Raw genomic sequence first — 25,730 nt, forward strand, 5'->3', positions numbered from 1 at the left:
ATGAACCATCGCTTCCTCAAACTCGTCCTGCTCGGCCTTGCCGTCAGTGCTCCCGCGATCCCCGCAGCGATCGCCGCGCCCGGCGACAGCCGCGCGCCCAAGAAACTGATGCAGCGCTGGTCCGCCGATGCGCCCGACCCCGGCGCCGGCCTGCCCGGCTGGTCGTCGAAAGCGCCCGACATCCATGTCCATCAGCCGCGCATGCAGTCCCCGATCCCGGTTGCCGAGATCGACCTGCTGCGCCGGCGGGCGATGGTCGCCTTCGACGCGCTGATGCAGCAACCCTCGCTGCGCGACGTGCGCGGGACGAGCGTGCAGGCCGACATCAACATCTCCGTCGTTCCGACGATCGACGGGGTCCGGCTGGTCGGCGCGATCTTCAGCCTGCGGGCAAAGAGCGTGATCGAGGGCAACGCCGACACGGTGCCGCGCGACGGCCGCTATATCACGACCTCCGAAGAGGCGGCGGTGCTCAACGTCTTTCTCAACCCCTATGACATGATGGCGCGCCGCCAGGTTCAGGCGGAGGGCGTCGAAGACGGCAGCCTGCAGGTCCGGACCGGCTCGGCCTATGGCCTTTATGTCGCCGACACGCTCCCCGACTATGATCCCGATTCCGAATATGCGTGGGGACCGCGTCCGCTGGCGATGCAGTTGCAGAACGACCGCAGCTGGTACCAGCCGGGATCGGCGGGGGTGCATCCGCTGCTCGTCCACATGTCGAGCTACTCGCAGGAAAATGACGACCTGCGCAGCGACCGGCTGAACCCCGAGCGGCCCGCCGCGCGGCTGGCCGCCGCGATGTTCATGACCGACTGGGAAGAGGTCCGGCGCCGCATGAAGGCGGTGCGGTGATGCGCCGTGCTTCCCTTGCCGCGCTGGCGTTCGCGCTCGCCGCGACCCCGGCGTCCGCGCTTGCACAGCGGAGCGACGACAATGCGACGACGAGCGCCGAGGATGCCTTCGGTACCTCGATCGGCGGCGAGCAGATCGGCATCTACAACCCCAATTACGTCCGCGGCTTTTCGGCTGCCGAGGCCGGCAATATCCGCCTCGACGGCCTGTATATCGACCAGCAGGGCAGCTTCACCGACCGGTTGATCGGCGGGCTCCAGATGCGCGTCGGGCTGTCGGCGCAAAGCTACCCCTTTCCCGCCCCCACCGGCATCGCGGACTATGGCCTGCGCCGCCCGGGGGACGAACCGCTCTTCAGCGTCGGCGCGCGTTACGGTCCCTTCCGCGCGTCGGCCCTGGAGGTCGACGCGCAGATACCGGTCACCGCCCGCCTGTCGCTGGGCGCCGGGTTCGGGCTGATCGCCGACCGGAACCACACCGGCGGCGAGGCCGATTATCGCACCGCGGCGCTGATCGCCCGCTGGGAACCCGCCGACGGGATCGCCATCACCCCCTTCTGGAGCCGCACGGGCATTTCCGACGAGGAAAATCCGCCGCTGCTGCTGACGGGTGGCGACTATCTGCCGCCGCGCATCGTGCGCGCGAAGCGGCTGGGGCAGGTCTGGGCGACCAACGACGGCGAGATCATCAACGGCGGCGTCATCGCGTCGGCGGACCGCGGCGGCTGGACGCTGAAGGCAGGCGTGTTCCGGTCCGAACTGACGCTCGACCGGTCGCACACCCAATTGTTCCTCGACGTCCAGCCCGACGGCAACGCCGACGAAGTGGTGATCGCCGAACCCGGTCGCACCGCCGGATCGACGAGCGGCGAGATCCGCCTGTCGCGCCGGTTCGCCGACGGGCCGCGCCTGCACGCACTGCACCTGTCGCTGAAAGGCCGCGACCGCGCGCGCACCTATGGCGGCGGCCAGAGCATCTTCATCGGCCGCCACCCGCTTGAGGAACCGGTCGCCCTTCCCGAACCCGCCGCCGCCTTCGGCGCGCAGGCGCGCGACACGGTGCGCCAATGGACCGCGGGTATCGCCTATGAAGGGCGGTGGAAGGATGTCGGCGAGATCAGCCTGGGGCTGCAAAAAACGCATTATCGCAAGCGCGTCGTCGGGCCCGGCGTCCCCGCCATCGTCACCCGCGACGCGCCCCTGTTGTTCAACGCGACTGCGGCCATCCACGCCGCGCCGTCGCTCGCGCTCTACGCCGGCTATACGCAGGGGCTGGAGGAAAGCCCGGTTGCCCCGGGACACGCGGTCAACCGCGACGAGGCCCCGCCCGCCATCCGCACGCGCCAGATCGACGCCGGGCTGCGCTGGTCGATCACGCCGGCGATCCGGCTGGTCGCGGGCGTGTTCGAGGTCCGCAAACCCTTTTACTCGCTCGACGCGGCGCGCGTCTTTCGCCAGCTCGGCGATGTCCGGCACCGCGGCGCCGAATTCTCGCTGTCGGGTCAGATCGCACCCGGGCTGACCGCGATCGCCGGGACCGCGCTGATCGACGCGAAACTGTCGGGCGATGCCATCGACGGCGGGCTTGCCGGTCGCAAGCCGCTGGCGAGCTTCGGCCGGCTCTCGACCGCGGTACTCGACTATCGCCCGCCCTTCGCGTCCGCCGTCTCGGTCGACCTCGTGGTCGAAAGCACGTCGGACCGCGTGGCGAGCAGCGACGACACGCTCGTCATCCCGGCGCGCGCGATCGCGTCCGTCGGCGGACGGTACCGCTTCAAGCTGGGCAAGGCGCCCGCGACGCTGCGTGTCCAGCTCGCCAATGTCGGCAACAAGTTCGGCTGGGCGAACGGGCCGTCGGGGATCTATCTCTACAATTTCCCGCGCCGGCTGACCGCGACGCTGACCACCGACTTCGGCTGAGTCCCCGCCGCTGTCCTGCCGGTCAGGCCCCCGGCGCCTTGTCGTAGACGAGGCGGAAGCCGACGTTGCTGGTGCCCATGCCGGGGTCGCGCCCCTGCCGCGAAGCCGGGCGGTAGCGCTGGCAATAGTTGGGGGCGCACAGATAGCTGCCGCCCTTCACCGTGCGCGACACCATGCCCGGGTTGAGCGGGTCATAGGCCGAGCCTTCGTCGGGGCCCTTCGGATTGTCGGTGTCGTCGGGGTCATGCCCGGGCCGGAAGAGGTCGGCGGTCACTTCCCAGACATTGCCGACCATGTCGTAGAGGCCGTTCGCGTTGGGCTTGTAGCAGCCGACCGGCGACACGCCCTTGAACCCGTCGGTTTCGGCATTGTAGTTGGGAAAGGCGCCCTGCCAGCTGTTCGCTTCGGCGGGCTGGACATTCTTCGACCGCTTTCCGGCACTCGCGGCATATTCCCATTCGGCTTCGGTCGGAATCCTGCCGCCGGCCCATTTCGCATAGGCGACCATGTCGTCCCACGCGAGATGCACGACGGGTTCGTTCGCCACCCGGTCGGGTCCGGTCGGCCCATAGGGCTTCTTCCAGCTCGCGCCCGGGACATATTTCCACCAGTCGGCATAGTTGTTCGATGGGAAATCGGGCGGCGTGAACACCGCCGACCCGGGCTTGAGCATGTCGGCGGGGATTTGCTCGACAGGCACCTGGAACTGTTTCGGGTCGACCGGCTTCTCGGCGACGGTGACATGGCCCGTCGCCGCGACGAAATCGGCGAACTGGCGGTTGGTCACCTCGTGCGGGTCGATCCAGAAACCCGCGACAGTCGTTTCGCGCACCGGCCCCTCCTCGGCATAGACATCGTCCTCGCCCATGACGAAGCGGCCGCCGGCAAGCCGCACCGGCGTGTCGGCGAGCGTCGCGCACGCACGCGGGGTCGCGGCGACCGGTTGCCCGGCGGGGGCGCCGGCATCGCCGCACGCCGCAAGCGCCGCGCACAGCGCCGAAGCGCCGAGCAGCAAGAAGGTCGAACGGGTCATCATCCTCTCCTGTCCGGCCGGGCGGCCGCACGCGTCCGCGATAGCAAAGCCGCACGCCGCCGCCTAGCGCCGCGCCGCCGCCAGCGGAGGGGCCATGACAGTCCGCCGGATTATGCGACACCGGTTGGATTTTTCGCCTGATCACCTGTATATACGGCTGATGAATCCTCATGCGCTCGCAGCAAGCCGGAAAATCGACGCCACCAACGGGACCGCGGGCAAGGACGACCGGTCGCCCCCGCGCTACGTCGCGATCAAGCAGAGCATTTCGGACGCGGTCCGCGACGGCCAGCTGAAGCCCGGCGACCGCGTTCCGTCCGAATCCGAGCTCGTCGACCGCTTCGACGTCTCGCGCATGACCGCGAACCGCGCGCTGCGCGAGTTGCAGGCGTCGGGGATCATCGTCCGCCGCGCCGGGATCGGGTCGTTCATCGCCGAGCCGCGGCCGATCGGCCAGATGATCGAAATCCGCAACATCGCCGAGGAAATCCGCGAGCGCGGCCACGACTATCGCGCGCGCGTCGTGCAAAATTCGGAGGAGCGCGCGACCGCCGAAACCGCGCCGCTGCTCGGCGTCCCGATCGGCACCCGGCTGTTCCATTCGGTGATCATCCACCACGAAGCCGAATTCCCGATCCAGCTCGAGGAACGCTTCGTGCTCGCCTCGGTCGCGCCCGATTACGGGCGGATCGACTTCACGCAGAGGACCCCGAACGAATATCTGACGCGCATCGCGCCGCTCGAACGCGTCGAGCACCGCGTCAGCGCGATGATGCCCGACGCGCGCACGCACGCGATGCTGGGGCTGGCCGACGGCGAGCCGGTGCTGCGCATGACGCGGCGGACGTGGAGCCGCGGGCGGCTGGTCAGCCACGCCTGGTTGACGCACCCCGGCACGCGCTTCGAACTGTCCGCCGCCTTTTCGATCGACGACTGACGGTCAGGCGGCGCTGCTGCGCGTCACGACGGGCTTGCGGCGGCGCCGCAGCCAGCGGAAATCGGCGCGGCTGAAGCTCTTGAACAGCAGGTAGAAACCCGTCCCCGACAGCCACAGCGCGCCGAAGCCGACGAAGATGATCAGCGGGTGGTTGAAGCTCGCCCGGTTCACATAATCCATGTTGTGGAGCATCCAGAAAAAGTCCCACGTCCGCCAGGTGTCGCCGCGCATCACGAGGAAGCGCGCGGTGTCGAGCGAGACATAGGCGCTGCTGTTCTCGGCATCGGCGAAGTCGACGCGCCACATCGCGCCCGCGAAATCGCGCGCCTCGAGGTTCGGCCTGGCGAGCACGCTGACCTGGCGCACCGGCGCGTCGTTCATCATCGACGCGACGTCGCGCGCGAGCTGCTGGTCGACGCGGATCGCCTCGCCGGTCGTCGCGTCGACCAGCCGCACGCCCTTGGCGCCATGGACTTCATACACCGGCCGCGCACCGAGATCGCGGAGCACCAGCCCCTCGACCGCTTCGCCGCGCGGCAGGCCGGCCAGCCCGAAATAATCGCCTTCGGGCAGCGGATGTGCGTGCGACATGCCGCCGCCGTGGCCGCCGACCTTGTCCTTGTCGAGCAGCGCCATCACCGACCCGCTGAGCGCCCAGAGCAGGAACTGGAGGCCGAGGATGAGACCGACCCATTTGTGGATGCGCCGGAAGAAGAGCGGCGTCAGCCGGATCCGTTTCATGCCTTTTTCCTCTTGCGCCGCGGGAAGGACCAGATCAGCAGCCACGCGCCGGTGAGCGCCATGGCAAAGGTGCTCCAGGTCGCGACGCGGAGCAGCGGATTGTTGACGTCGGTGCGCTCGTCATAATCCATGATGTGGAGCATCCACGCGAAGTCGAAGACGCGCCACAGCGCGTGGCGGCGCGAGATCAGCTCGCCCGTCGCGGGCGACAGGTAGAGCGTCGGGCGGTTCCAGCCTTCGAATTCGACCTGCCAGTAGGGCGGCTTGCGCGCCTGCATTTCCTGCGGCGCCTTAGTCAGCAGGCGCACCGCGACGATCCGGCCGTCGCCGGTGTAGATGCGCCGTGCCTGATCGCGGATCTGCGCCTCGCCCAGCGGCGGCAGCGGCGCCGCGGTCCGCGCGTCGAAGAGCCGCGGACCGTCGGGGGTTTCGGCGCGCCAGACGGGCTGGTCGCCGAGCCGCTGGAGGCGGATTTCGGACACTCCCGGCGCGGCCGCGACGACCTGCGCCGGCGGCGCGAGGCCGGAGAGGTCGAAGGGCCGGGCCGCGGGCGCGCGGACCAGATGATCGCCGTGGATGATGTCGATATGCACCGCCACCATGTAGAAGCCCGTCAGCGTCCAGAGCAGCGCCTGGACCCCGACGACGAGCGCCAGCCACTTGTGCGTCCGGCGGATGAAAAGCGGCCAGCGGATCGCCATCATGCGCCCCTTCAGAACGCCGTCCGGAAACCGACGTAGAAGCGGCGGCCGAGCAGGTCGTATGTCATGGTGTCGGTGTTCGCATCGGTGAAGCTCTGGATATAGGGCGCCTTGCGGTCAAAGAGATTGTCGATCCCCAGCTGAAAACGCGTCTTTTCGTCGATTTCGTATGCGAGCTGGAGATTGTGGTAGAAGACATTCGGGGTGCGATAGCCGATTTCGCCGGGCGCCGCATTGAAGTCGGTCGCCTTGCCGATCCACTGGGTCGACCAGGTCGCGCTGATGCCGTCCTTTTCGGCGGTGAGCACGCCATAGCCGCGCCATTTCGAATAGCCGCCGTTGCCGCCGCCGATGAAGCCGTCGAAATCGATCGGCGCGCCGCCGGGGAAAGGCAGGACGACATATTTGTTGAGGTAGGTCAGGTTGACGTCGAGCGAGATATTCACACTGCCGATGCCGCCGGCGTAGACGAGGCCGAGGTCGAGCCCGCTCATTTCCTCGCGTCCGGTGTTGATCGGCTGCGCCGACAGATAGGTGACTTCACCCGTCAGGTTGCTGCGCGTGAAATCGTCGCAAAAGGGGTGCGACAGATTCTGGCTCGCGTAGCAGATCGACAATTTGGTCGAGCCGGGGATCGCGCGGATCGCATCCTTGATCTTGATATCGAACCAGTCGGCGGTCAGCGAAAGGCCGGGGACGAGCCCCTTGGGCGAGATCACCGTCCCGACGGTCCAGGTCGTCGAGCTTTCGGGTTTCAGATTCTCGTTGCCGCCGACGGTGGTCAGGATGGTCGTGCCGAGCTGGACATAGTTGGCGGGCACTCCCGATGCCTGGCAGTTGGCGATCAGCGTCGCATTGCCGCTCGTCGTGTAGCGCGAACAGGGATCGGTCGTGGTGAGATTGCCTTCGGACACGCCGCCGTAGAGTTCGGGCACGTTCGGAATGCGGAAACCGGTGCCATAGGTGCCGCGCAGCCGGAAGCTGTCGTTGATCATCCAGTCGAGGCTGGCCTTGTAGTTCCAGTCGCTGCCGAACAGGTTATAGTCCGAAAAGCGCACCGCGCCGTCGAGCGTCAGCGCCTCGAAGAAGGGCTTGCCCGCCAGGATCGGCACCGAAAGCTCAAGATACGCCTCCTTCGCCGTGGTCGAACCCGAGATCGGATCCTGCTGGTTGGTGTTGGCGATGCCGAGCACGGTCAGCGGATCGGGATCGCGCCAGCCCTTTTCCTTGCGGTAGACGACCCCCGTCGCGAACGAAACCGGGCCCGCGGGAAGGTTGAACAGGCTGCCGTTGAGGTCGGCGGTGACCGTCGCGAGTTCGTTGCCGCCGCGGTCGCGCGAGGTGAAGAGGATATAATCGAGCACCTCGGGCGTCAGGTCGCCAAAGCCCAGATAGTCGGCGCAGGGGATCGACGCACCGGCGGCGAGGCTGCACTTGGTCGTGTCGAGCGTGTTGCGCACGCGCTCGAGGTTGGCGATATTGGTCGAACCGTCGACCGCGGTGTTGCGGCCGAACGCGCCCGAAACCTCCCACGCCCAGTCGTTCGACAGCTTGCCGCGCAACCCGAAAGTGCCCTGCCAGGTGTCGGTTTCCTGGAAGAACTGGCGCGGCCCGGGCTCGGCGAGGCGGCGCTGGATCAGGACGATATTCTCTCCCGTCGGGTTGGTCGGATTGCTCGCCGCGATCGCGAGGTTGCGCAGCGTGCCGGGCGTCGCGATCTGGTTCGACTTGCGGAAGGTGTAGAGGAATTCGCCGAAGGCCTCGATATTGTCGGTGAGGTCATAGTCGGCGAAAAAGGCGGTGCTGACGCGTTCGACCGGGCTCACCGCGTTGAGGAACGGGTTCGAATTGAAATTATGCTTCGCGGCGCTGTACGGCTCGAAGAAGTCGCCGTCGCCGCCGAGCCGCTGGTTGAAATTGATCTGCTGGCCATTGGGCAGCACGGCGCGGCCGCCGATCGTCGACGCGCTGTTGACGCAGCCAAGCGCCCCCGGCGTCGTTTCGGCGAGCGAACAGGGTGCGCGGGTCGCCATGTTGACCGCGCGGGTCTTCTGGTAAGTCACCGCCGCCATCACGCCGCCGCGGTCATTGCGGATCCCCCAGATCAGGTCGGCGGTGAAATCCGAACCGTCGCCCTTTTCGGTGATTCCCTGGCGCAGGCTGACCCCGAGCCCTTCATAGTCGGTGCGCGTCACGAGGTTGACGACCCCCGCCATCGCGTCGGCGCCGTAGATCGCCGAGGCGCCGTCCTTGAGCACATCGGTGCGCGCGAGCGCGACGACCGGGATCATGTTGAGGTCGGGCGACGAGTTGGCGCCGGTGCCGCCCGCGACGAGGCGGCGGCCGTTGAGCAGCACGAGGGTGCGCTTGATGCCGAGCCCGCGCAGATTGACCTGCGCGGTGCCATAGCCGTTGTTCGCCCAATAGGCCGAGGTCTGGTTGCCCGCGAAACCCGCATTGGCGGGAAGGCGTTGCAGCACGGTCTCGATGTTGACGACGCCGGTATTCTCGATCTGTTCGGCCGAGACGACCGTCGCGGGTCCGACGCCCGCAAGATCCTGGCGGCGGATGCGCGACCCGGTGACGACGATGTCCGATGCGCGATCCGATTCGGCGGCGTCGGGCGCCGCCTGCGGGGTGCCGCCGGTCTGCGCAAAGGCCGGCGCCGCGATCGTTGCGGCAACGGCCGCGCTCGTGAGCAAAAATTTCCTGGTCGTCATGACGGACCCCCTGTTGGCTGTCTGATGGCGGCAGGGAGCATCAAATGTATATACAGGTCAACAGAAAATTTCTGAATTATTTCATTTAGTTAAATCAAGTTTTGGACACGATCCGGGTATGGGTAATACGCACGGGGCGCGGACACCCCTCATGCAGTTTGAACTTTTTTCTCGCCGCGGGCGCGCCATCGGCAACGAACGATCATCGTGCCGGGAGGTAGCGAAAGGAAATATCGGAAAAAACAGGCCGCGCCGGTGCGCAGGCGACGCTCGCGGGCATCCGGGCGCCCTGGTGCGGATACGGCACGCGGATCAGGCGCGGGTGCTGCGCGCCCGCGGCCCCGGTCGGCCAAAAGGGGCGGCGATGGGTCGCCGGCACCGAATCGCCGGCGCGGTTCGACTCAGGCGCCGAACACCGAAATCCGGCCCGCCGCACCGAAGGCCATCACCCGATAGGGATCGACGCTGCCGTCGGGCATCTCCATCCCCGGCGAACCGCGCGGCATGCCCGGCACCGCGATCCCGCGAATATCGGCCGGCCGCTCGGCGAGCAGGCGCGCGACGCTCGCCAGCGGCACATGCCCCTCGATCGCATAGCCATCCGCGATCGCGGTGTGGCACGAATGGAGTTCGTCGGGCACGCCGTGGCGCGCCTTGATCGCCGACATGTCGGTGCGGCTTTCGACCGTCACCGCATATCCCGCGTCGCGCGCGATCGCTGCCCATGCCTCGCAGCATCCGCATTCGGGATCGCGATAGACATGGATCGAGGACCCCCGAGCCGCCGGTTCCGGCGGCGTCGCCGCATCCTCGCCGGCAACCGGCGGCCGCGGCGCGGCGTCGCAGCCGGCGAGCCACACGACCGTCCCCGCGCCGAGCGCGGCGATCAGGCTGCGGCGGTTCATCGCTTCGCTCCTCGTCATCCTTCGGCGGCCGCCACGGCGGGCGGCATCAGAACCACGTCTTGATGCCCATCACGACGCTGACGCCGCCGACATCCTCGCCCGCGGCGCGGGCGAAACGGGCGGTGTCGCCGATCTTGCGCGCCCATTCGACGCCGACGTAGGGCGCGAATTCGCGGACGATCTCGTAGCGCAGCCGCAACCCGAGCTCGACGTCGGAAAGCCCCGACCCGATACCGCTTTCGGGCACGTCCTGCAGCGCGAAATTGATCTCGGCGGCGGGCTGGAGGACCAGCTTTTGGGTGATGCGCTGGTCGTAGCTGCCCTCGATCCGGGCGAGCAGGTCGCCCCTGGTCGAAAGGAACAGCGCGCCCTCGACCTCGAACCAATAGGGCGCCAGCCCCTCGAAACCGACGGTCGCATAGGTGCGGTCGGGACCCCGGCCGATGTCCTGGCGAATCCCCGCCTGCGCGTTGAAATAGGGTCCGATCGCGCGGCTGTAGACCGCCTGGATCTCGCCGCTTTCCAGCCCTTCGCCGAACGCCGCCTCGCCCTCGCTCTTCAGCGTCAGCCGGTTGATGTCGCCGCCGTACCAGGCTTCGCCGTCCCAGCGGAACCCGTCATGCCCCTTGCGCGCCTGATATTCGGCGAGGTTGATGCTGATGAAGGCGATCGTCTGCGCGCCGTTTTCCTTCATCATCTCGTGCCGCGAATGCTCCATCTCTTCTTTCGGGAAGAGGCGGTCGGCGTACCAGTCGCCCGGCGGCGGCGGGGCCGGGGCGTCGCCCGGCGGCAGGTCGGTGCCGCTGGCGCCCGGCACCGCGGGTTCGCGGGCCTCGCCGTGCGCGGGGGCCTGCTTCGGGGTACAGTGCCCCATCGCCGCATGTTCGGGCGGACAGTCGGGATCGGACGGCGCCGGCGCCTGATCCGGCGCCTGATCCATGGCCGGATCCATCGCATGCCCGGCGCCATGCCCTTTGCCATGCCCCTTTCCATGTCCCGCGTGGGCATCCCCGTCCGCGGCCGGCGCGGCCTCGGGGGTGCAATGCCCCATCGCGGCGTGCTCGGGGGTACAGCCGGGCGCTTCGGCGGGGGCGGGCTGCGCCGCGGGGGCGGCGCCGTGCATCGAATGGTCCATCGTCTGCGCCGCGGCAGGCACGGCGACGGCGAAGGGCGCGATACCGGCGAGGAGGAGCGCGATCCGCGTCATGCCGCCTCTCCCTTCGGACGGACGCTGACGACGCGCATCATCCCCGCGTGCATATGGTAGAGGAGATGGCAGTGGAACGCCCAGTCGCCGAGCGCGTCGGCGGTGAAGTCGAAGCTCGCGGTGCCGCCCGGCTGGACGAGCACGGTGTGCTTGCGCGGCGATCGGTCGCCCTTGCCCGTGACCAGTTCGAAGAAATGGCCGTGCAGGTGGATCGGGTGGCTCATCATCGAATCGTTGATCAGGTTGATCCGCACCCGCTCACCCTCGATGAAGGGAATGGGGTCGTGATAATCGGACATCTTCACCCCGTCGAACGACCACATGAAGCGTTCCATGTTGCCGGTGAGGTGGATGTCGAGCGAGCGCGACGCGGCGCGGACGTCGGGGTTGCGTTCGAGCGCGGTCAGGTCGTGGTAGGTCAGCACCTTGTGCCCGGCGTTCTCGAGCCCCTGCCCCGGCTCGCCCGTGCGGTCGACGGGCATCGGCGAAATCGACTGGACGCTCGGGTCGCGGCGGACCTGCGGCGCGACGCTGAAGTCGCGCATGCTGTGGCTCATGCCGCCCGCCGCCGCGCCATGCCCCATCGCGGCATGATCCTGCCCCGCGGCGTCCGCCGGCGCCGGGGTGCAGTGCCCCATCGCGGCATGCTCGGCGGTGCACGACGCGTCGCCGCCCGCCATCGCGCCCATGCCCATGTCGGTCATCGTCGCGAGCGGGCGTTCGCGCAGCGGCGGCACCTCTGCCACCATGCCCGGCCGCGGCGCGAGCGTCGCGCGGCCCATGCCCGACCGGTCGTTCGCCTCGGCGACCAGCGTATAGGCGCGGTCCTCGACCGGGGTGACGATGACGTCATAGGTTTCGGCGACCGCGATCTGGAACTCGTCGATCTCGACCGGGACGACGTTGAGCCCGTCGGCCTGGACGACCGTCATGCGCAGCCCGGGAATGCGCAGGTTGAAGATCGTCATCGCCGAGGCGTTGATGATGCGCAGCCGCACGCGCTCGCCCGGGCGGAAGAGCGCGGTCCAGTTGTCGCGCGGGCCGTGGCCGTTGACGAGGAAGGTGTAGGTCGAGCCGTTGACGTCGGCGATGTCGGTCGGGTCCATCCGCATCCGCCCCCATTCGAGGCGGTCCCCCAGCGGCTGGTCCTTGCCCGCGAGCAGCCCCGAGAGCGTCTGGCGCTGCATGTTGAAATGCCCCGGGTTGACCTTCATCTTGCGGAAGATTTCCTCGGGCGCGAGCGGGCTGTGGTCCGACAGCACGACGACATGCTCGCGGTCGTAGCCGACCGGGTCGGCGCCCGCGGGGTCGATCACGATCGGGCCATAATGGCCGAGCTGTTCCTGGAGGCCCGAATGGCTGTGGTACCAGTAGGTGCCCGACTGGACGACCGGGAATTCGTAGACGAAGGTCGATTTGGGCCTGATGCCGGGGAAGCTCACCCCCGGAACCCCGTCCATGTGAAAGGGCAGGATCAGCCCGTGCCAGTGGATCGAACTGTCCTCGTCGAGATCGTTGATCACGGTGAGTTTCGCCCGCTGCCCCTCCTTGAGGCGAACGAGCGGCGCGGGCACGGTGCCGTTGATGCCGATCGCGCGGCTGACCTTGCCGTCGATGCGCATCGTCTGGCGCGCGATGCGCAGCGTAATGTCGTTCCCCGACACGGTGGGCAGCGTCGACGCGATCCCGGGCGACACCGGCTGCGCCCACGCCGGGAACCACGACGCAAGCGCGACGGCCGTCCCGCCACCCAATGCTCCGCCAACGAAACGACGCCTGTCTATCTGCATGATCTTCCTGATACTTGTGCCTGTCTGCACCTATTTACGCAGCGGGGCCCGATGCCCCTTGCCCGCGTCAAAGATTATCGGGGTGCGGACCGCCGGCCGCTCCCCCGCCCCCGTCGAGGAGCACGCGCAGCTTCGCCCGCGCACGATAGAGCCGCGTCTCGACCGTCTTTTCGCTGACGTTCAGCACCGCCGCCGCCTCCGACTGGCTGAGATCCTCGACCCCGCGCAGCACCAGCACTTCGCGCAGATTGTGCGGCAGCGCCGCCATCGCGGCGCGGACGCGCGCGAGTTCGGCGCGCGCCTCCGCCTCGACGTCGGGCGCGGGCGCATCGATCGCCACGTCGTGCGCGCTTTCGAGCGGCAGCGCGCGCGCGAAAAAGGCGCGCACCGCGCGCCGTCGCGCCCAGTCGCGGCACTTGTTGAGCGCGATACGCGAAATCCACAGCCGGAACGGCCGCTCGCCGTCGTAGCGCGCCAGCGCCGCGAAACCCGCCACGAAAGTCTCCTGCGTCAAATCCATCGCCTCGTCGGCATCGGCGACATTGCCCCGGATCAGGCGAAAGACCGGCGCCTTGTAGCGCGCCAGGAACTCGCGGTAGACATCCTGCCGCCCGGTGCGGGCCAGCGCGGCGAGTTCGCCGTCGCTACATGACGACAGGTCGAGGCTCACCGCGCATCGGCGGTCAGCGCCTCGACCACGACCTTGTCGAACATCGCCGCCTGATCGCGATCGAGCACGCTGCGCATCGCGAACAGATGCTGGAGCGTTTCCTTTTGCAGGTCGCCCATCACCTCGTGCGTCTCGTCGATCGCCTTGGTGACCTGCGGTCCATAGCCATGCTCGGCCTCGATCGCCTGCGCGAGCCGGATGTTGGCGGCGCGCATTTCAAGCTCGAGCGCCTCGCGCCGCGCCGTGAACCCGGCCTCGATCGAGCGAAGCTTCTGCTCCTGCGCGGGCGACAGCTTCAGCTCACGGTGGAGCAGGGCATGCAACTCGGTCTCGTTCGGACGCGGCGCATCGACGAGCGCCCGCCCGATGAACACCCCGGCCAGCGCCGCCAGAAAGGCGATCAGCCCAACGATCAGCAAACGGCGCGAAGACCCCATCAGCGCGAATCCAGCAGCGTCGACGGCGCCAGCGGGCTGGCGGGGACGAGCGGCGTGAGCGGGCTCGCCGCGACGGCGGAGGGCGCAAAGGCGCTCCCCGCGATCACCCCGCCGCCGAGCGAGACGAACGCGGCGAGCGCGATCGTCCGCCGCATCGCCGCGGCCTCGCGCTGGCGCGCCGCGAGCAGGTGCAGCACGCGATCGTCGATCGCGTCGAGCGTCTCCGGCATCCCGGCCGCTTTCAATATCCGAAGTTCGTCGTCCATCGGCTGTTTCCGCCTATCCTTTCAGAGGAGTCATACGCGCCCCGGCGCCTTCCCCCTCATCGTCCCCGGCTGTCGGCGCATCCCTTTTTTCCGAGGGCGCCGCCGCGATGATGCGTAATAGCCAAGACGGACATTCAATTGGAGTTTTTTATGAACAAGTGGCTCCCCTTCCACCTCGCCGCCGCGATCGCGCTGGCGTCGATGCCGGGCACCGCGCTGGCGCACGCCCGGCTCGTCGCCTCGACCCCGGCCGCGAACGCCGCCGTGTCGAAAGTGACGTCGGTCCAGCTGAAGTTCAGCGAAAAGCTCATCGCCTCGACGGTCAAGGCCGAACTGGTGATGACCGGCATGCCCGGCATGAAGGACCATCCGCCGATGAAGATCCCGTTCAGTTCGGCGATGGGCAAGGACGGCAAGTCGATGACGCTGCAACCGAAGCGCGCGCTGGTCCCCGGCACCTACAAGGTCAAATGGTCGGCGGCGGGCGCCGACACGCACCGCATGGGCAGCGAATTCAGCTTCGCGGTGAAATAGGGCGATGACCGACCTCCTCGTGAAAGGCGTGCGGTTCGCCCTCTACGCCGACCTCATGCTTCTCACGGGGCTCGCCGCCTTCCCGCTCTACGCCTTCGCCCGCGACGACCGCCGCCACCCGGCGATCGCCGCGATCCTCGCCCGCCCGCTGCGCGGGCTTTGCGCGATCGCGCTGCTGCTGTCGGCGGCGGGGTTTGTCGTGCTGACCGCCAATATGCACGGCGTCGCGCCGGTCGAGATCGATGCCGCCATGCTGCGCACCATGATCGGCGAGACCGACGTCGGCGCGGCGTGGATCGCCGGCATGATCGCGCTGGCGGTCGCGCTGTGGACGTCACGGCGGCCCGGCACGGGGTCGGTTCGGGCCTTCGCAACCGTGGCGGCCGCCGGCGCGGTCGCGCTTGCGACGCTGGCATGGTCGGGCCATGCCGGCGCCGGCGAGGGCCTTCCCGGAACGCTCCATCGCGCCAGCGACGCCGCGCACATGATCGCCGCCGCGGCCTGGCTCGGCGCGATCATGGCGTTCCTGCTCCTGCTGCGGCCGCAGCATGCGATCGCCACGCCCGCGCTCGCCGCGCGCAGCCTCGACCGGTTCGCCGCCGCGGGGACGGTGTGCGTGCTCGTCCTGACCGCGACCGGGATGATCAACGCCCAGATGATCTTCGGAATCGGCCATTCCGCCGCGATGATCGCCACACCCTACGGGCAGCTCCTGCTCGTCAAGCTCCTGCTTTTCGGCGCGATGCTCGCGCTGGCCGCGGCGAATCGCTGGCGGCTGACCCCCGCGCTGGCCGCGTCGCTCGCCGACGGCGATCCGCGGACGGCAATCGGCGCGATCCGCCGCAGCCTCGCCATCGAGGCGGCGGCTGGCCTCGCCATTCTCGCGCTCGTCGCGTGGCTCGGAACGCTCGACCCGTCGCTGCCCGCCCCGGCCTGACCGTCGGGCCGGGGGTCGGCGCGCCGGTCAGCCCGACACTTCGATCGTCACCGCGGTTGCGAGCGGATCGCCGCACGGTCCGGCAAAGGTCAGCAACAAGTCGGGTCCGAGCGCCTCGAGCGCGACCGGGCTGCCATCGTCGAGCCGCCGGGCGACGCCCTCGATCGACAGGTTGCGGACCACGATGCGGTTCGACGCGACGGGCCCCTTGAAGATCAGGTTTACGCGGCCCGGCGCGGCGGTGAAGCGCACCGCCTGACCGCACGCGGTCTCCGCGTCCGAACGCGTCCACGGGCGGGTGCCGTAAATCGCCTCGCCGTTCGCGCGCAGCCAGCCGCCGAAACGCCGCAGCCGTTCGAGCTGCTCGCCAGGAATCCCGGCATCGGTGGCGCGCGGGCCGACGTTGAGCAACAAATTGCCGTTGCGCGCCACGGCATCGATGAAATCGTGGATCAGCGTTTCGGCGCTGGCATAATCGTCTTCGCCGTCGTTGCGGTTGAAGCCGAAGCTGTGGCTCATGCCGCGCGTCGCCTCCCACTTCTTCGCCTGGATTTCGGCGAAGGCGGCATATTCGGGGGTGCGGAAATCGCTGTGCGGAATCTCCGGCGGAATGATTCCCTTCGACGCGTCGGCGCCCTGTTTGGCGACGGCCGCCTTGATCTTGCGGTCGACATAGCGCCGCATCAGCGGGATGCGGAGCAGGTCGCGCTGCACGCTGCCCGCAACCCAGCGGTCGTTGACCACCCCGTCGGGAACCGCGGCATAATAGTCGGCGAACAGGCGATAGAGCGGCCCCGGCCGCGTCGGCCAGCTGATGTCGTTCCACAGCACCGACGGTTCGTACCGATCGATCAGCTCGCGCACCTGCGCCATCGCATAGGCCGGATAGTCGCCGCCGGGGGTCGACGCGATGAAATCGCCGAGCGTCCGCAGCGGCCGCCGGTTGAAGGTCCAGTCGATCCCGCCCGAATAATAGACACCGAACCGCAGCCCGGCCGCGCGGACCGCGGCGGCAAGCTCACCGACGATGTCGCGTGCGGTCGTCCAGTCGCGTTCGTGCCGGTTCTCGACCTCGCTCGGCCACAGGCAAAGCCCGTCGTGATGCTTGGTGACGAGGACGACATAGCGCGCGCCGGCGTCGCGAAACGCCTCGGCCCAGGCGGCGGGATCCCACTGGGCGAGCCCGGCCTCGAACGGCTGCTTGAAATCGCGGTAGGGCGCGTCGCCGTAGTGCGTGCGGTGGAATTCGGCCGACGGCGTCCCTTCCACCTTGATCGCGTTGCAATACCATTCGGTATAGGGGACCATCGCGACGGCGCGGTCATAATCCTTCGCAAAGGCTTCGCCGATCGAACCGAGCCGCGGCGCGAAGCCCGGGATGGCGAAGGCGCCCCAGTGGATGAAGATGCCGAATTTCGCGTCCTGATACCAGTCGGGTACGGGGCGCGCGTTGAGTTCGGCGAGCGTCTCGGCGGTCGAAGCCATCAGCGGCGCCCTCCATCGATGCCGCGCGTCGATGCCGTCCGCCGATCCCTGGTACGAAACACTCGGTCCATCCTGCCTTCTCCCTTGGGCCTCGCCCTCTTTGTGACGACGGCTTCTGCCGACCCGCAGTCGCGAGCCGGATGCAATGATTCTATAATAGTAGAAAAATATATCATGCAATGGCAATATGCGCCGGCGCGGAAATCGCCGCGATGGCCTCTGCGTGCGTTGCCAAGGGGATAGGGCGCCCGGACCCGCGACGAAAATCCGCGCAAATTCGCCGAAAACCGCTTGGCCATCGGCAAAATCGCCGCATTCAATATATGGTTATAGACTAATATATGAAACACCTATAACGATGGGTGTGGGGGATGCTGGCATGGCATTTCACCGTCCATAGCGTGGGACCCGCATCAGCGGGCCCATCGCGCCAATAATCGACCAGCAGGATCGCTGGCGGCGGGAGAGGCGTGGTATGCGGAATATTTCTTGGATGTTTGCGGGCGTCGCATTCATGGCGATGCCGGCTGCGGCACAGACGCAGGGTTCGGCGACCGCGGGGGCGCAGCCCCCGGCAGCCGAAGACGGGTCGGGGCTGACCGAAATCGTCGTCACGGCGGAAAAGCGCAGCGTCAATTTGCAGGACGTGCCGCTGGCCATATCGGCCTATACCTCCGACGCCCGCCAGCTCGCGGGCATCAACACGCTCCAGGATTTTGCGAACTTCACCCCCGGCCTCAGCTATTCGGCGGGCAACGACCGCGTCTTCATCCGCGGCATCGGGCGCCAGACCAACACCAACGGCAGCGACCCGGGCGTTTCGACCTATACCGACGGCATCTACGACGCCTCGACCACCTCGATCGCCGCGTCCGATTTCTTCATCGAGCGCATCGAGGTGCTGCGCGGCCCGCAGGGCACACTCTATGGCCGCAACTCGATCGGCGGCGCGATCAACGCGATCTCGAAGCGCCCGACCGAGGATTTCAGCGCCGACCTGCGCGGCACGGTCGGCAATTACGGCCTCTACACGATCGAGGCGTCGGCGTCGGGGTCGCTCACCAAGGGGCTGCGCACGCGGCTGGCGGGCGGATACAGCAAGCAGGAACGCGGCTATTTCAAAAATGTCGCCGGCGGGGTCAGCGAGGGCGGCCGCGGCGAACGCCGCTATGTCGAACTGCAGCTCGAAGCCGACCTCGGTCCCGACGTGACCGCCTGGGCCAAGGTCTTTTCGGGCCGCACCGACCTCAACCCCCATCCGCTCAACCGCGTCGGGCCCTATGACTTCTTCCCCTACCCGACCGGCGCGATCACGCCGGGCGCCGCCTTCGGCTATCTGATCCCGGGCGTCGTCGCGCTCGATCCCAATCCCGTCCCGCCGGGCGCCACCAACATCCGGCGCTTCAGCGCCGACACGACCCAGACCGAACGCATGCGCGGCAATTTCGGCGCGACCGGCGACATCAAATGGTCGCTGCCGACCTTCGACGTCCGCCTGCTCGGCGGCTATCAGGAATATCGCATCGACAACACCTACGAACTCGACGGGACGAGCGTGATTTCCTATGCTTTCCCGCTGAATCCCGCCGGGAATTTTTGCGCCTTCATTCCGGGCTGCACCCCGCTCACCGCTTTCCCGTCGACGCAGCTCAACCTGCACAATGACAAGAGCTTCGGCAGCGGCGAACTCAACCTGACGTCGAACACCGACGGGCCGCTGCAATGGGTCGCCGGGGTCTATTATTATCAGGAAACGCTGACGCAGGAATCGCATTTCAATGCGCCCAACCAGCTGCAGCTGCGCGCGCCGGCGAACGGCCCTGCCAACCCGCTCGGCGACTTCGTTTATGCCGCGTCGACGCTGACCACCAAATCGTCGGCGGTCTTCGGCCAGATAGACTATCGCTTCACCGACGCGCTGCGCGTGACCGCGGGGCTGCGCTACACGCACGACCGGAAAAGCGGCGACGAATCCTTCCGCATCCTCTGCTTCGGCTGCGGCGGCTTCTCTCCCGACCTCTACGGGTCGGCGACCCCGGCGCTCGACATCACCGCGTCGCAGATCTCGACGCTCGCCGCGCCGGGCGTCGCGTCGGCGGTAACCATCGACCCCGCCACCGGAATCGCGCGCCGCGGGCTCGCGCAAAGCTGGAACGCTGTCACCGGCACCGTCGCCATAGAATGGCAACCCACCGACGACCAGCTGGCGTTCCTGCGCTACAGCCGCGGCTATAAATCGGGCGGGTTCAACGCGGGCGGCATTTCGGTGCTGCCGCAGACCGGCGCCGAGCATGTCGACGCGTTCGAGGCGGGCTACAAACGTTCGGTCGGGCGGCGACTGCGCGTCAATCTCGCGGGCTTCTATTACGACTATCAGGGGCTTCAGGTGCCGCTGACGGTGTCGCAGCCGGGCGGCGCGCAGCTGACCCAGTTCTTCAACCTCAAAAGCTCGCAAAGCTATGGCGCCGAGGTCGAACTGGCGTGGCAACCCGCCGATCCGCTGCAATTGTCGGTCAATTACGGCTATGGCAATTCGCGGATCGACGACGGCTGCTGCTTTGTCGACGATCAGGATCCGCTGGCCATCCAGCCGGGGGCACAGCCGTCGGGCCCACCCCTTGGCTTCCAGCAACCGCAAAGCGTTGCCGGGGCCCGGCTGTCCGACACGCCGCGCCACAAGCTGGCGCTGAACGCGATGTACAGCATCGATGTCGGACCCGGCACCTTGTCGCTGTCGGGCAATTATGTCCTGCGCAGTTCGGCGTACAGCAAGATTTTCAACCGCGCGTACAACCGCATGCCGTCCTGGGATCAGGTCGACCTGCGGGCGATCTGGACCGGCCCCGACGACCGGTATCGCGTCATCGGCTATGTGAAGAATCTGTTCGACAGCAAGGGCTATGACAACGCGCAGGGCAATCTGCTCGCCTCGTCGCCGACCCTTGATGTCGCGCAATCCTATTCGTTCACGCCGCCGCGAACCTATGGCCTCCAGCTCGAATTCCGGTTCCGCTAGGCGGCCCGCGTGGACAGGATCGACGCACGCCCGGCCGACACGCTGCCGCTGAAGACGCGGCTGCTCTACGGGTCGGGCACGATCGCCTTCGGGGTCAAGGATCATGGTTTCAACGCGCTGCTGATGCTGTTCTACAACCAGGTCGTCGGGCTTCCGGCGGCCTGGGTGGGAACGGCGATCATGATCGCGATGATCGCCGATGCGCTGTTCGATCCGCTGCTCGGGCAATATTCGGACAATGTCCGCACGCGCTGGGGACGGCGGCATCCGTTCATGTATGCCGCTGCGCTGCCCATCGCGCTCTTTTACCTCCTGCTGTGGACGCCGCCCGAAATGGCGCATGGCGCCCAGTTCGCCTGGCTCGTCACCACCGCGATCCTCGTGCGTTTCTCGATCAGCCTCTACGAGATACCCTCGACCGCGCTGCTCGCCGAATTTACCAGCGACTATGACGAGCGCACCAAGCTGGTCGCCGCGCGCTATTTCTTTGGCGTGTGCGGCGGGATCGCGATGACGGTCGTCACCTTCGGCTATTTCCTGCAACCGACGGCGGCGCAACCGGTCGGCCATCTCAACGCGGGCGGCTATGTCACCTATGCGTGGGTCGCCGCCGCGATCATGATGCTGTCGGTGCTGATCTCGTCGCTGGGGACGCAGAAGGAAGTGCTGAAACGCCCGCCGCCGCCGCCCGTCGCCAAGGTTCCGATAGGCCAGATGTTGCGCGAGATGCTGGGGGTACTCGTGCATCCCGCCTATGTCTCGATCCTGCTCGCCAGCCTGTTTTTCGCGGTGGCGTCGGGGCTGAACCTGTCGCTCGGGGTCTATTTCTCGACCTATTTCTGGGAGCTCAGCGCCACCCAGATCGCCACGGTCGCCTCGACCGCGGTGATCGGGATCCTGCTCGCCTTCGTCGTCGTGCTGCCTCTCTCGGCGCGCGTCGGGAAGAAGCCGGCGGCGATGCTGATGTTCGCCCTGTCGCTGATATCGAGCGTGCTACCGCTGATCCTGCGGCTCGCCGGCCTGTTTCCCGCCAATGGCGACCCGCTGCTTCTCGGGCTGCTGATGGGCCAGTTCGCCTTCAACATGATGACGGCGATCGCCGGGGGCATATTGGCGGTGTCGATGGTCGCCGACGTCACCGACCAGATCCAGCTCGAGACCGGGCGCCGCTCCGAGGGGCTGCTATTTTCGGCCGCCACCATGGTCAACAAGGCGATTTCGGGGATGGGAATCATGCTGGCAGGGCTGCTGCTGGCCTTCGTCGGTTTCCCCGACAATGCACAGCCCGGCCAGGTCGGCGCCGAGGCGCTGCACGGGTTGGCGACCATCTATATCGCGGCGCTGTCGGCCGCGACCGTCATCGCGATCATCTGCCTCGCCTATTATCCGATCACCCGGTCGCGCCACCTGGAGAATATCCGGCAACTGGGCGAAGCAGCCGCGGAATGATGGCGTGGGTCGGCTCGACCGGACATCCCGGCTAGAAGCCGTCGCGCCGGACCAGCGGCAGGCCGCTGGCGAGCAGGGCTTCGGCAGCGTCGAGCAGACGCTCGTTCTCGGCGACCAGATCGCCCGCGCGGCCGCTTTCGATCCACGCGTCGAACGCCATGCGGCCGCCCGCGACCAGCATCGCGGCGGCCATCTGGGCGCGGCGATCGACTGCGGGATCGATGCCGAGTTCGTCGGCGATATAGTCGGTCATCAGGTCGATCTGGAGCCGCTGATGCCCGTACCACACCGGCAGGAGTTCGGGTTCGCCGGCGAGCGCGCGGCCGAGGTTGATCTGGCCGTCGCCGTCGCGTTCATAGGCATGCGCGAGCCGCACCACCTGATTGCGCCAGAAGGTGAGCACGGGCACCCCCTGCGCGCGCTGGGTCGCGACCACCGCCTCGAACCGCGTCCCCGCAGTGACGGCAATCGCCGCAGCGAGGTCGCGCTTCGACGCGAAATGCGTGAACAGCGTCGTGATGTGGATATCGGCGGCCTCGGCGATCGCCGCCATCGTGGCGTCACCATAGCCCAGCGTCACGAACAGCCGCCGCGCGGCCTCCTCGATACGCTGGCGCGTCCGCGCCTTCGCCGCAGCGCGCCGCGGGAAACTGACTTTGGCTGGTTCGTCCATGCGCCGCTTATAATCAATGCCGCGCGAAGCGCCAGCTATATAAGTTGATCATTCTATTCTTATAGGATAATCTCCCGGTCAACGAAATTTGGGAGATGGATGACGATGATCGACGTGGCGATGCGCAAGGAATTCGAAGCCTGGGTCGAAACGGCCCGCCCGCCGCTGGCGGAAGAGCCGGCGCTGGGCCTCGCGGCGCTGATGACCACCGCGGCTTTCATCGATCCCGTCGCGCAGGTACCGATCTTCGACGCGATTGCAGACGCCACATCGGCGAGCGGCGATCCCGCCGAACGCGCGGCACGGATCACTGCCGCGCTGCCGTGGGTGACCGACGGCAAGCCGCGTGTCGCCGCCCCGCGCCCCCTGTGGGACGGGTTCTGGGACATCATCGGCCGGCCCCGATCGCCCACCGACGGCGAGCTGGACCTGACGCTCGCGGTCGTCGCACTCGGCAATCACTATGACCAGCGGATGATCGACGCCTGCGAAGCCGCGCTGCTCGAATTCGAAAGTGTCCACGAGCTGATCGCGCAACCCGAGGTCCGCCTGACCACCGCCGACCTCGAGCGGCATTCGACCGACAGCCTGGCGCACGACCTGTTGTCGATGCTGAACGCGAACGGCTATGATATCGAGGTGATCGACGCCGACACCGTCGTCCTGCCCGGCGACTATCCGGCGCAGAACCGGACCAACCGGCGCATCCTCCAGCTCCACGATGTCTGGCATCTGGTTGGCGGATATGGCTTCACCCCCGCCGGCGAAGTCGCGATCTCGGGTTTCCAGATGGCGCAGTTCGGCCAGAATTATTCGACCCGCTTTCTCGCCACGGTGGCGACCAAGACCGCGGTCGACATGCCCGCGCTGATGGACCTGCTGCTGACCGTGACCTTCGACGGCTGGCGGCACGGCCGCGCGACGCAGCAGTTGATGGCGGTTCCCTGGCACCTGCGCATCGCCGACCCGATCGAGCGTGTCCGCGCCGACCTCGACATCCGCCCGCTCGACAGCGCGGCGGTGCGGATGATGGAAGCCGCCATCCCCAAAGTGTAGGCAATGGGGCGCCTTGGTCGGCGCCCCTCAAACTCACTCGGCGGGAACAGGCGCCGGCGACGGGCGATATTGCGCCGCGTCGGTGGTGAAATCGGCGTGGCCGTAGCTGGCGAGCTGCGCCCGGAGCTTTGCAATCAGCCGCCGGTCGGCGATCGTTCGCAGGCCAGGAATATGCGCGGCGATCGCATAGAGCCGAATCCGCGTATAGATGAACAGTCCGGCGAGCGCCGCCAGCGCGACGTCGCCTGCGGTCAAATCGACCCCGATCGACGCCGCCTTTGCCTTGTCGCCGCCCATGAAGCTCTTGACGAAGAACAGCTTGGCAAAGGCGCGCTCGAAGGTTTCGTGCAGGCGCGCGCGCCATGAATCGTCGGGGCGCAGGTCCGCCGCCATCGTCGCGCGCAGCAATTCGCCGCAGGTGCTGTCGTCATAGCCGCTGCGCAGCGTACCGCTGCGCGCGTTCATCAGATCGACGATTCCCTGCGGCGTGTCGGCGAGCAGTTCCTCGGGCAGCCCGAGCAGGAAGCAGCGATAGCGGGCGAGTTCGACCGTCGCGCGTTCGGCGGGGGTGAATTCGTGGCGCCCCTCCTCGATCATCTTGTACGACAGGAGGAAGACCGAGATCAGCCCGGCGGGCATCTGGTCGACCTGCGGGATCGGGATGCCGTAGACGTCCATGTCCCATTCCTTCGGACGCCGCAGCACGTTCGCGCGCACCATCGAATGCATCAGCCGCACCATCGCCGCCGCCTTGAAACCCGGACCGTGTCGTTCGAGCGCGCCGGGCAGCAGCGAGGTGGTGAAGAAGGTCGCGGTGTCCTTGACGCGCCGTGCGGCGGTCTGGCGCGACAGCGTGCCGGTGATCGCCATCGGCAGCGCGGCATATTTGTTCATGAAGGTCGCAATGAAGGCACCGCGGATGATGAACGGGCCGAAGTTCGCAGCCGAATTGCGGTCGATCCGCGCCCCCTCCTCGACCAGCTTCATGTCGAGCCAGTCGGGCACCCGTTCCATGTCGCGGATGAAGGCCACCAGTTCGGGCGGCGCGTCGGGGACATTCTCGACCCCCTCGTCGCAGGCGCGCGTCAGCATGTCGACGAGCGTGCGGAAACCAAATTCGCGCATCAGCGCGGCATAGGCGTCGGCGGTGACGTCGCCGATCATCGTATAGGCGCGGATGAATTCGAGGCGGTCAGGGTCGGCGAGCAGCGCATCGCGGTCGCGATCATATTTACCCGACAGCGCGGTCGGATCGCCCGCGGTCGCAGTGAAGCGTTCGGGAACGGCCCGAAAATCGACCTTGCCGTACATCGCGGGCACCCGGTCCCGCTGCGATTCGACCCTGGCCCACAGATTGTCGAGCGCCGTGCGTGTGATCAATGTTCCTCTCCCCCTCGACGAGATGGTCGCAATCATATATATCAAACGATATAAATTCAAGCCGAACGGACAGACCCTGCCGATGCCCCGCCCCGCAACCCCGATCGCCCCGCTCCGCACTGCCTCCGACGGTTATCGCAAGGGCGAGGAGACGCGCGCGCGCATCCTCTCCGTCGCGCTCGCCGCGTTCGGCAACAGCGGCTTCGCCAGCGTCACGACGCGGCAGATTGCCAGGGAGGCGGAGGTAAACCTGCCCGCGCTCACCTATTATTTCGGCAACAAGCGCGGCCTCTACCTTGCCTGCGCGCACGCGATCGTCGCGCGCTATCGCGAAGGCATGGGCGCCGTGGCGCTGACCTCCTATGCCGCACTCCAGGAACCGCTGGCCCCCGGCGCGGCGCGCACCCTCCTCAAGCGGCTGTTCGCGGCGCTCGCGCGCTTCCTGCTCGCGACCCCGGGGGCACAAAATCCGTCGCTGTTCGTGCAGCGCGAAATCGCGAGCCCCGGCCCCGCCTTCGAGATTCTCTACGCCGAACTGTGGCGCCCCGGCATCGAGCTCGCGACCGAGCTGATCGTGCAGACGACGGGCGGACGACTGACCGAAACCGAGGCGCAAGTACGCGCGGTGCTGATGATTTCGAGCCTGACGGGCTTCCTCTCCGGCCTGCCCGTCATCGCCCGGACCGCGGGCAAGGCCGACTACACCGCACTCGTCATCGCCGCGCTCGACGGGCAAATTGACGCGCTCGGCTAGGAGGCCTGAGCATCGGCGCTGTAGAGGAAGTCTGGATGCCCCGCGAGGATTCGAACCTCGATAGACGGAATCAGAATCCGTAGTCTTACCATTAGACGACGGGGCAACGAGGCGGGCGCATTATGATCCGACGCGCGCGCTGTCAAGACCGCTGCGGCAATGGAAGCGTCCGCGCAACGATGGCGGCTTGCCCTGCCGCAATTCGCCGCTAGCATCGCCGCGATAACAAAGAGGGGCCGCGCCGCCGCGCCGGCCACCCAAGGAG

General features: G+C 67.5%; 22 protein-coding genes and 1 tRNA gene. 9 read left to right on the forward strand and 14 right to left on the reverse strand.

Annotated elements, in window-relative coordinates; all coding sequences use genetic code 11:
• The gene (locus EAO27_RS16315; RefSeq protein WP_242771727.1) at window positions 1-855 is read left to right on the forward strand and encodes a hypothetical protein; all 855 of its coding nucleotides are present in this window, start codon (window positions 1-3) and stop codon (window positions 853-855) included.
• Window positions 855-2,774, forward strand: coding sequence for a TonB-dependent receptor (locus EAO27_RS16320; RefSeq protein ID WP_242771729.1), 1,920 nt, complete (start codon window positions 855-857; stop codon window positions 2,772-2,774). The genes EAO27_RS16315 and EAO27_RS16320 overlap by 1 nt, the downstream gene beginning before the upstream one ends.
• A gap of 22 nt (window positions 2,775-2,796) precedes the next feature.
• Here the strand turns inward: EAO27_RS16320 and EAO27_RS16325 are convergent, their stop codons facing one another.
• Entirely contained in the window at window positions 2,797-3,810 is a 1,014-nt protein-coding gene (locus tag EAO27_RS16325) for a formylglycine-generating enzyme family protein (RefSeq protein ID WP_242771731.1), read from the reverse strand.
• Window positions 3,811-3,967: 157 nt separating this feature from the next.
• Here EAO27_RS16325 and hutC point away from each other — a divergent pair, with 157 nt between their 5' ends.
• A complete protein-coding gene (hutC, locus tag EAO27_RS16330) occupies window positions 3,968-4,744 on the forward strand; it encodes a histidine utilization repressor (RefSeq protein ID WP_242771733.1) in 777 nt (258 codons plus the stop codon).
• A gap of 3 nt (window positions 4,745-4,747) precedes the next feature.
• Here hutC and EAO27_RS16335 read toward each other — a convergent pair whose 3' ends face one another.
• The 9 genes from EAO27_RS16335 to EAO27_RS16375 form a co-directional block, all read right to left on the reverse strand.
• Entirely contained in the window at window positions 4,748-5,485 is a 738-nt protein-coding gene (locus EAO27_RS16335) for a PepSY domain-containing protein (protein ID WP_242771735.1), read from the reverse strand.
• Window positions 5,482-6,186, reverse strand: a complete 705-nt coding sequence (locus EAO27_RS16340) for a hypothetical protein (RefSeq protein WP_347567148.1) — start codon at window positions 6,184-6,186, stop codon at window positions 5,482-5,484. Before EAO27_RS16340 ends, EAO27_RS16335 begins: the two co-directional genes overlap by 4 nt.
• An 11-nt stretch (window positions 6,187-6,197) precedes the next feature.
• Window positions 6,198-8,906: a TonB-dependent receptor gene (locus tag EAO27_RS16345; RefSeq protein WP_242771739.1), complete on the reverse strand. Its 2,709-nt coding sequence runs from the start codon at window positions 8,904-8,906 to the stop codon at window positions 6,198-6,200.
• A gap of 401 nt (window positions 8,907-9,307) precedes the next feature.
• Complete coding sequence (locus tag EAO27_RS16350; RefSeq protein ID WP_242771742.1) at window positions 9,308-9,811, reverse strand: DUF411 domain-containing protein; 504 nt, start codon at window positions 9,809-9,811, stop codon at window positions 9,308-9,310.
• A 46-nt stretch (window positions 9,812-9,857) separates the two neighbouring features.
• Window positions 9,858-11,018, reverse strand: coding sequence for a copper resistance protein B (locus EAO27_RS16355; protein ID WP_242771745.1), 1,161 nt, complete (start codon window positions 11,016-11,018; stop codon window positions 9,858-9,860).
• Window positions 11,015-12,808 carry a copper resistance system multicopper oxidase gene (locus tag EAO27_RS16360; RefSeq protein ID WP_242771747.1) on the reverse strand — a complete coding sequence of 598 codons (1,794 nt, stop codon included), beginning with the start codon at window positions 12,806-12,808 and terminating at the stop codon, window positions 11,015-11,017. The genes EAO27_RS16355 and EAO27_RS16360 overlap by 4 nt, the downstream gene beginning before the upstream one ends.
• 67 nt (window positions 12,809-12,875) lie before the next feature.
• On the reverse strand, window positions 12,876-13,478 hold the full coding sequence (locus EAO27_RS16365; RefSeq protein ID WP_242771749.1) for an RNA polymerase sigma factor: 603 nt from the start codon (window positions 13,476-13,478) through the stop codon (window positions 12,876-12,878).
• A complete protein-coding gene (locus EAO27_RS16370; protein ID WP_242771751.1) occupies window positions 13,475-13,915 on the reverse strand; it encodes a periplasmic heavy metal sensor in 441 nt (146 codons plus the stop codon). The genes EAO27_RS16365 and EAO27_RS16370 overlap by 4 nt, the downstream gene beginning before the upstream one ends.
• Window positions 13,915-14,181, reverse strand: coding sequence for a hypothetical protein (locus tag EAO27_RS16375; RefSeq protein ID WP_242771753.1), 267 nt, complete (start codon window positions 14,179-14,181; stop codon window positions 13,915-13,917). The genes EAO27_RS16370 and EAO27_RS16375 overlap by 1 nt, the downstream gene beginning before the upstream one ends.
• 150 nt (window positions 14,182-14,331) lie before the next feature.
• Here EAO27_RS16375 and copC point away from each other — a divergent pair, with 150 nt between their 5' ends.
• Together copC and copD are read left to right on the forward strand one after the other, a co-directional pair.
• Window positions 14,332-14,715, forward strand: a complete 384-nt coding sequence (copC, locus tag EAO27_RS16380; RefSeq protein WP_242771755.1) for a copper homeostasis periplasmic binding protein CopC — start codon at window positions 14,332-14,334, stop codon at window positions 14,713-14,715.
• A 4-nt stretch (window positions 14,716-14,719) separates the two neighbouring features.
• The gene (copD, locus tag EAO27_RS16385; protein ID WP_242771757.1) at window positions 14,720-15,652 is read left to right on the forward strand and encodes a copper homeostasis membrane protein CopD; all 933 of its coding nucleotides are present in this window, start codon (window positions 14,720-14,722) and stop codon (window positions 15,650-15,652) included.
• Window positions 15,653-15,679: 27 nt separating this feature from the next.
• On the opposite strand, the gene EAO27_RS16390 is transcribed toward copD, so the two are convergent.
• Complete coding sequence (locus EAO27_RS16390) at window positions 15,680-17,137, reverse strand: alpha-L-fucosidase (RefSeq protein WP_242771759.1); 1,458 nt, start codon at window positions 17,135-17,137, stop codon at window positions 15,680-15,682.
• Between the two features lie 514 nt (window positions 17,138-17,651).
• Between EAO27_RS16390 and EAO27_RS16395 the strand changes: the two genes are divergently transcribed.
• Window positions 17,652-20,153 carry a TonB-dependent receptor gene (locus tag EAO27_RS16395; RefSeq protein WP_242771761.1) on the forward strand — a complete coding sequence of 834 codons (2,502 nt, stop codon included), beginning with the start codon at window positions 17,652-17,654 and terminating at the stop codon, window positions 20,151-20,153.
• Between the two features lie 9 nt (window positions 20,154-20,162).
• Complete coding sequence (locus EAO27_RS16400; protein WP_242771763.1) at window positions 20,163-21,602, forward strand: MFS transporter; 1,440 nt, start codon at window positions 20,163-20,165, stop codon at window positions 21,600-21,602.
• Window positions 21,603-21,633: 31 nt separating this feature from the next.
• Here EAO27_RS16400 and EAO27_RS16405 read toward each other — a convergent pair whose 3' ends face one another.
• A complete protein-coding gene (locus tag EAO27_RS16405; protein WP_242771765.1) occupies window positions 21,634-22,275 on the reverse strand; it encodes a TetR/AcrR family transcriptional regulator in 642 nt (213 codons plus the stop codon).
• A gap of 99 nt (window positions 22,276-22,374) precedes the next feature.
• On the opposite strand from EAO27_RS16405, the gene EAO27_RS16410 reads away from it, so the two are divergent.
• Window positions 22,375-23,331: a Coq4 family protein gene (locus EAO27_RS16410; RefSeq protein WP_242771767.1), complete on the forward strand. Its 957-nt coding sequence runs from the start codon at window positions 22,375-22,377 to the stop codon at window positions 23,329-23,331.
• Window positions 23,332-23,364: 33 nt separating this feature from the next.
• On the opposite strand, the gene EAO27_RS16415 is transcribed toward EAO27_RS16410, so the two are convergent.
• On the reverse strand, window positions 23,365-24,711 hold the full coding sequence (locus tag EAO27_RS16415; protein ID WP_242771769.1) for an oxygenase MpaB family protein: 1,347 nt from the start codon (window positions 24,709-24,711) through the stop codon (window positions 23,365-23,367).
• Window positions 24,712-24,793: 82 nt separating this feature from the next.
• Here EAO27_RS16415 and EAO27_RS16420 point away from each other — a divergent pair, with 82 nt between their 5' ends.
• The gene (locus tag EAO27_RS16420) at window positions 24,794-25,465 is read left to right on the forward strand and encodes a CerR family C-terminal domain-containing protein (RefSeq protein WP_242771771.1); all 672 of its coding nucleotides are present in this window, start codon (window positions 24,794-24,796) and stop codon (window positions 25,463-25,465) included.
• Window positions 25,466-25,497: 32 nt separating this feature from the next.
• Here EAO27_RS16420 and EAO27_RS16425 read toward each other — a convergent pair.
• Window positions 25,498-25,571 (reverse strand) — tRNA-Gln (locus EAO27_RS16425).
• Window positions 25,572-25,730 lie beyond the last annotated feature (159 nt).

This window comes from Sphingopyxis sp. YF1 (assembly GCF_022701295.1).
Taxonomy (GTDB): Bacteria; Pseudomonadota; Alphaproteobacteria; order Sphingomonadales; family Sphingomonadaceae; genus Sphingopyxis.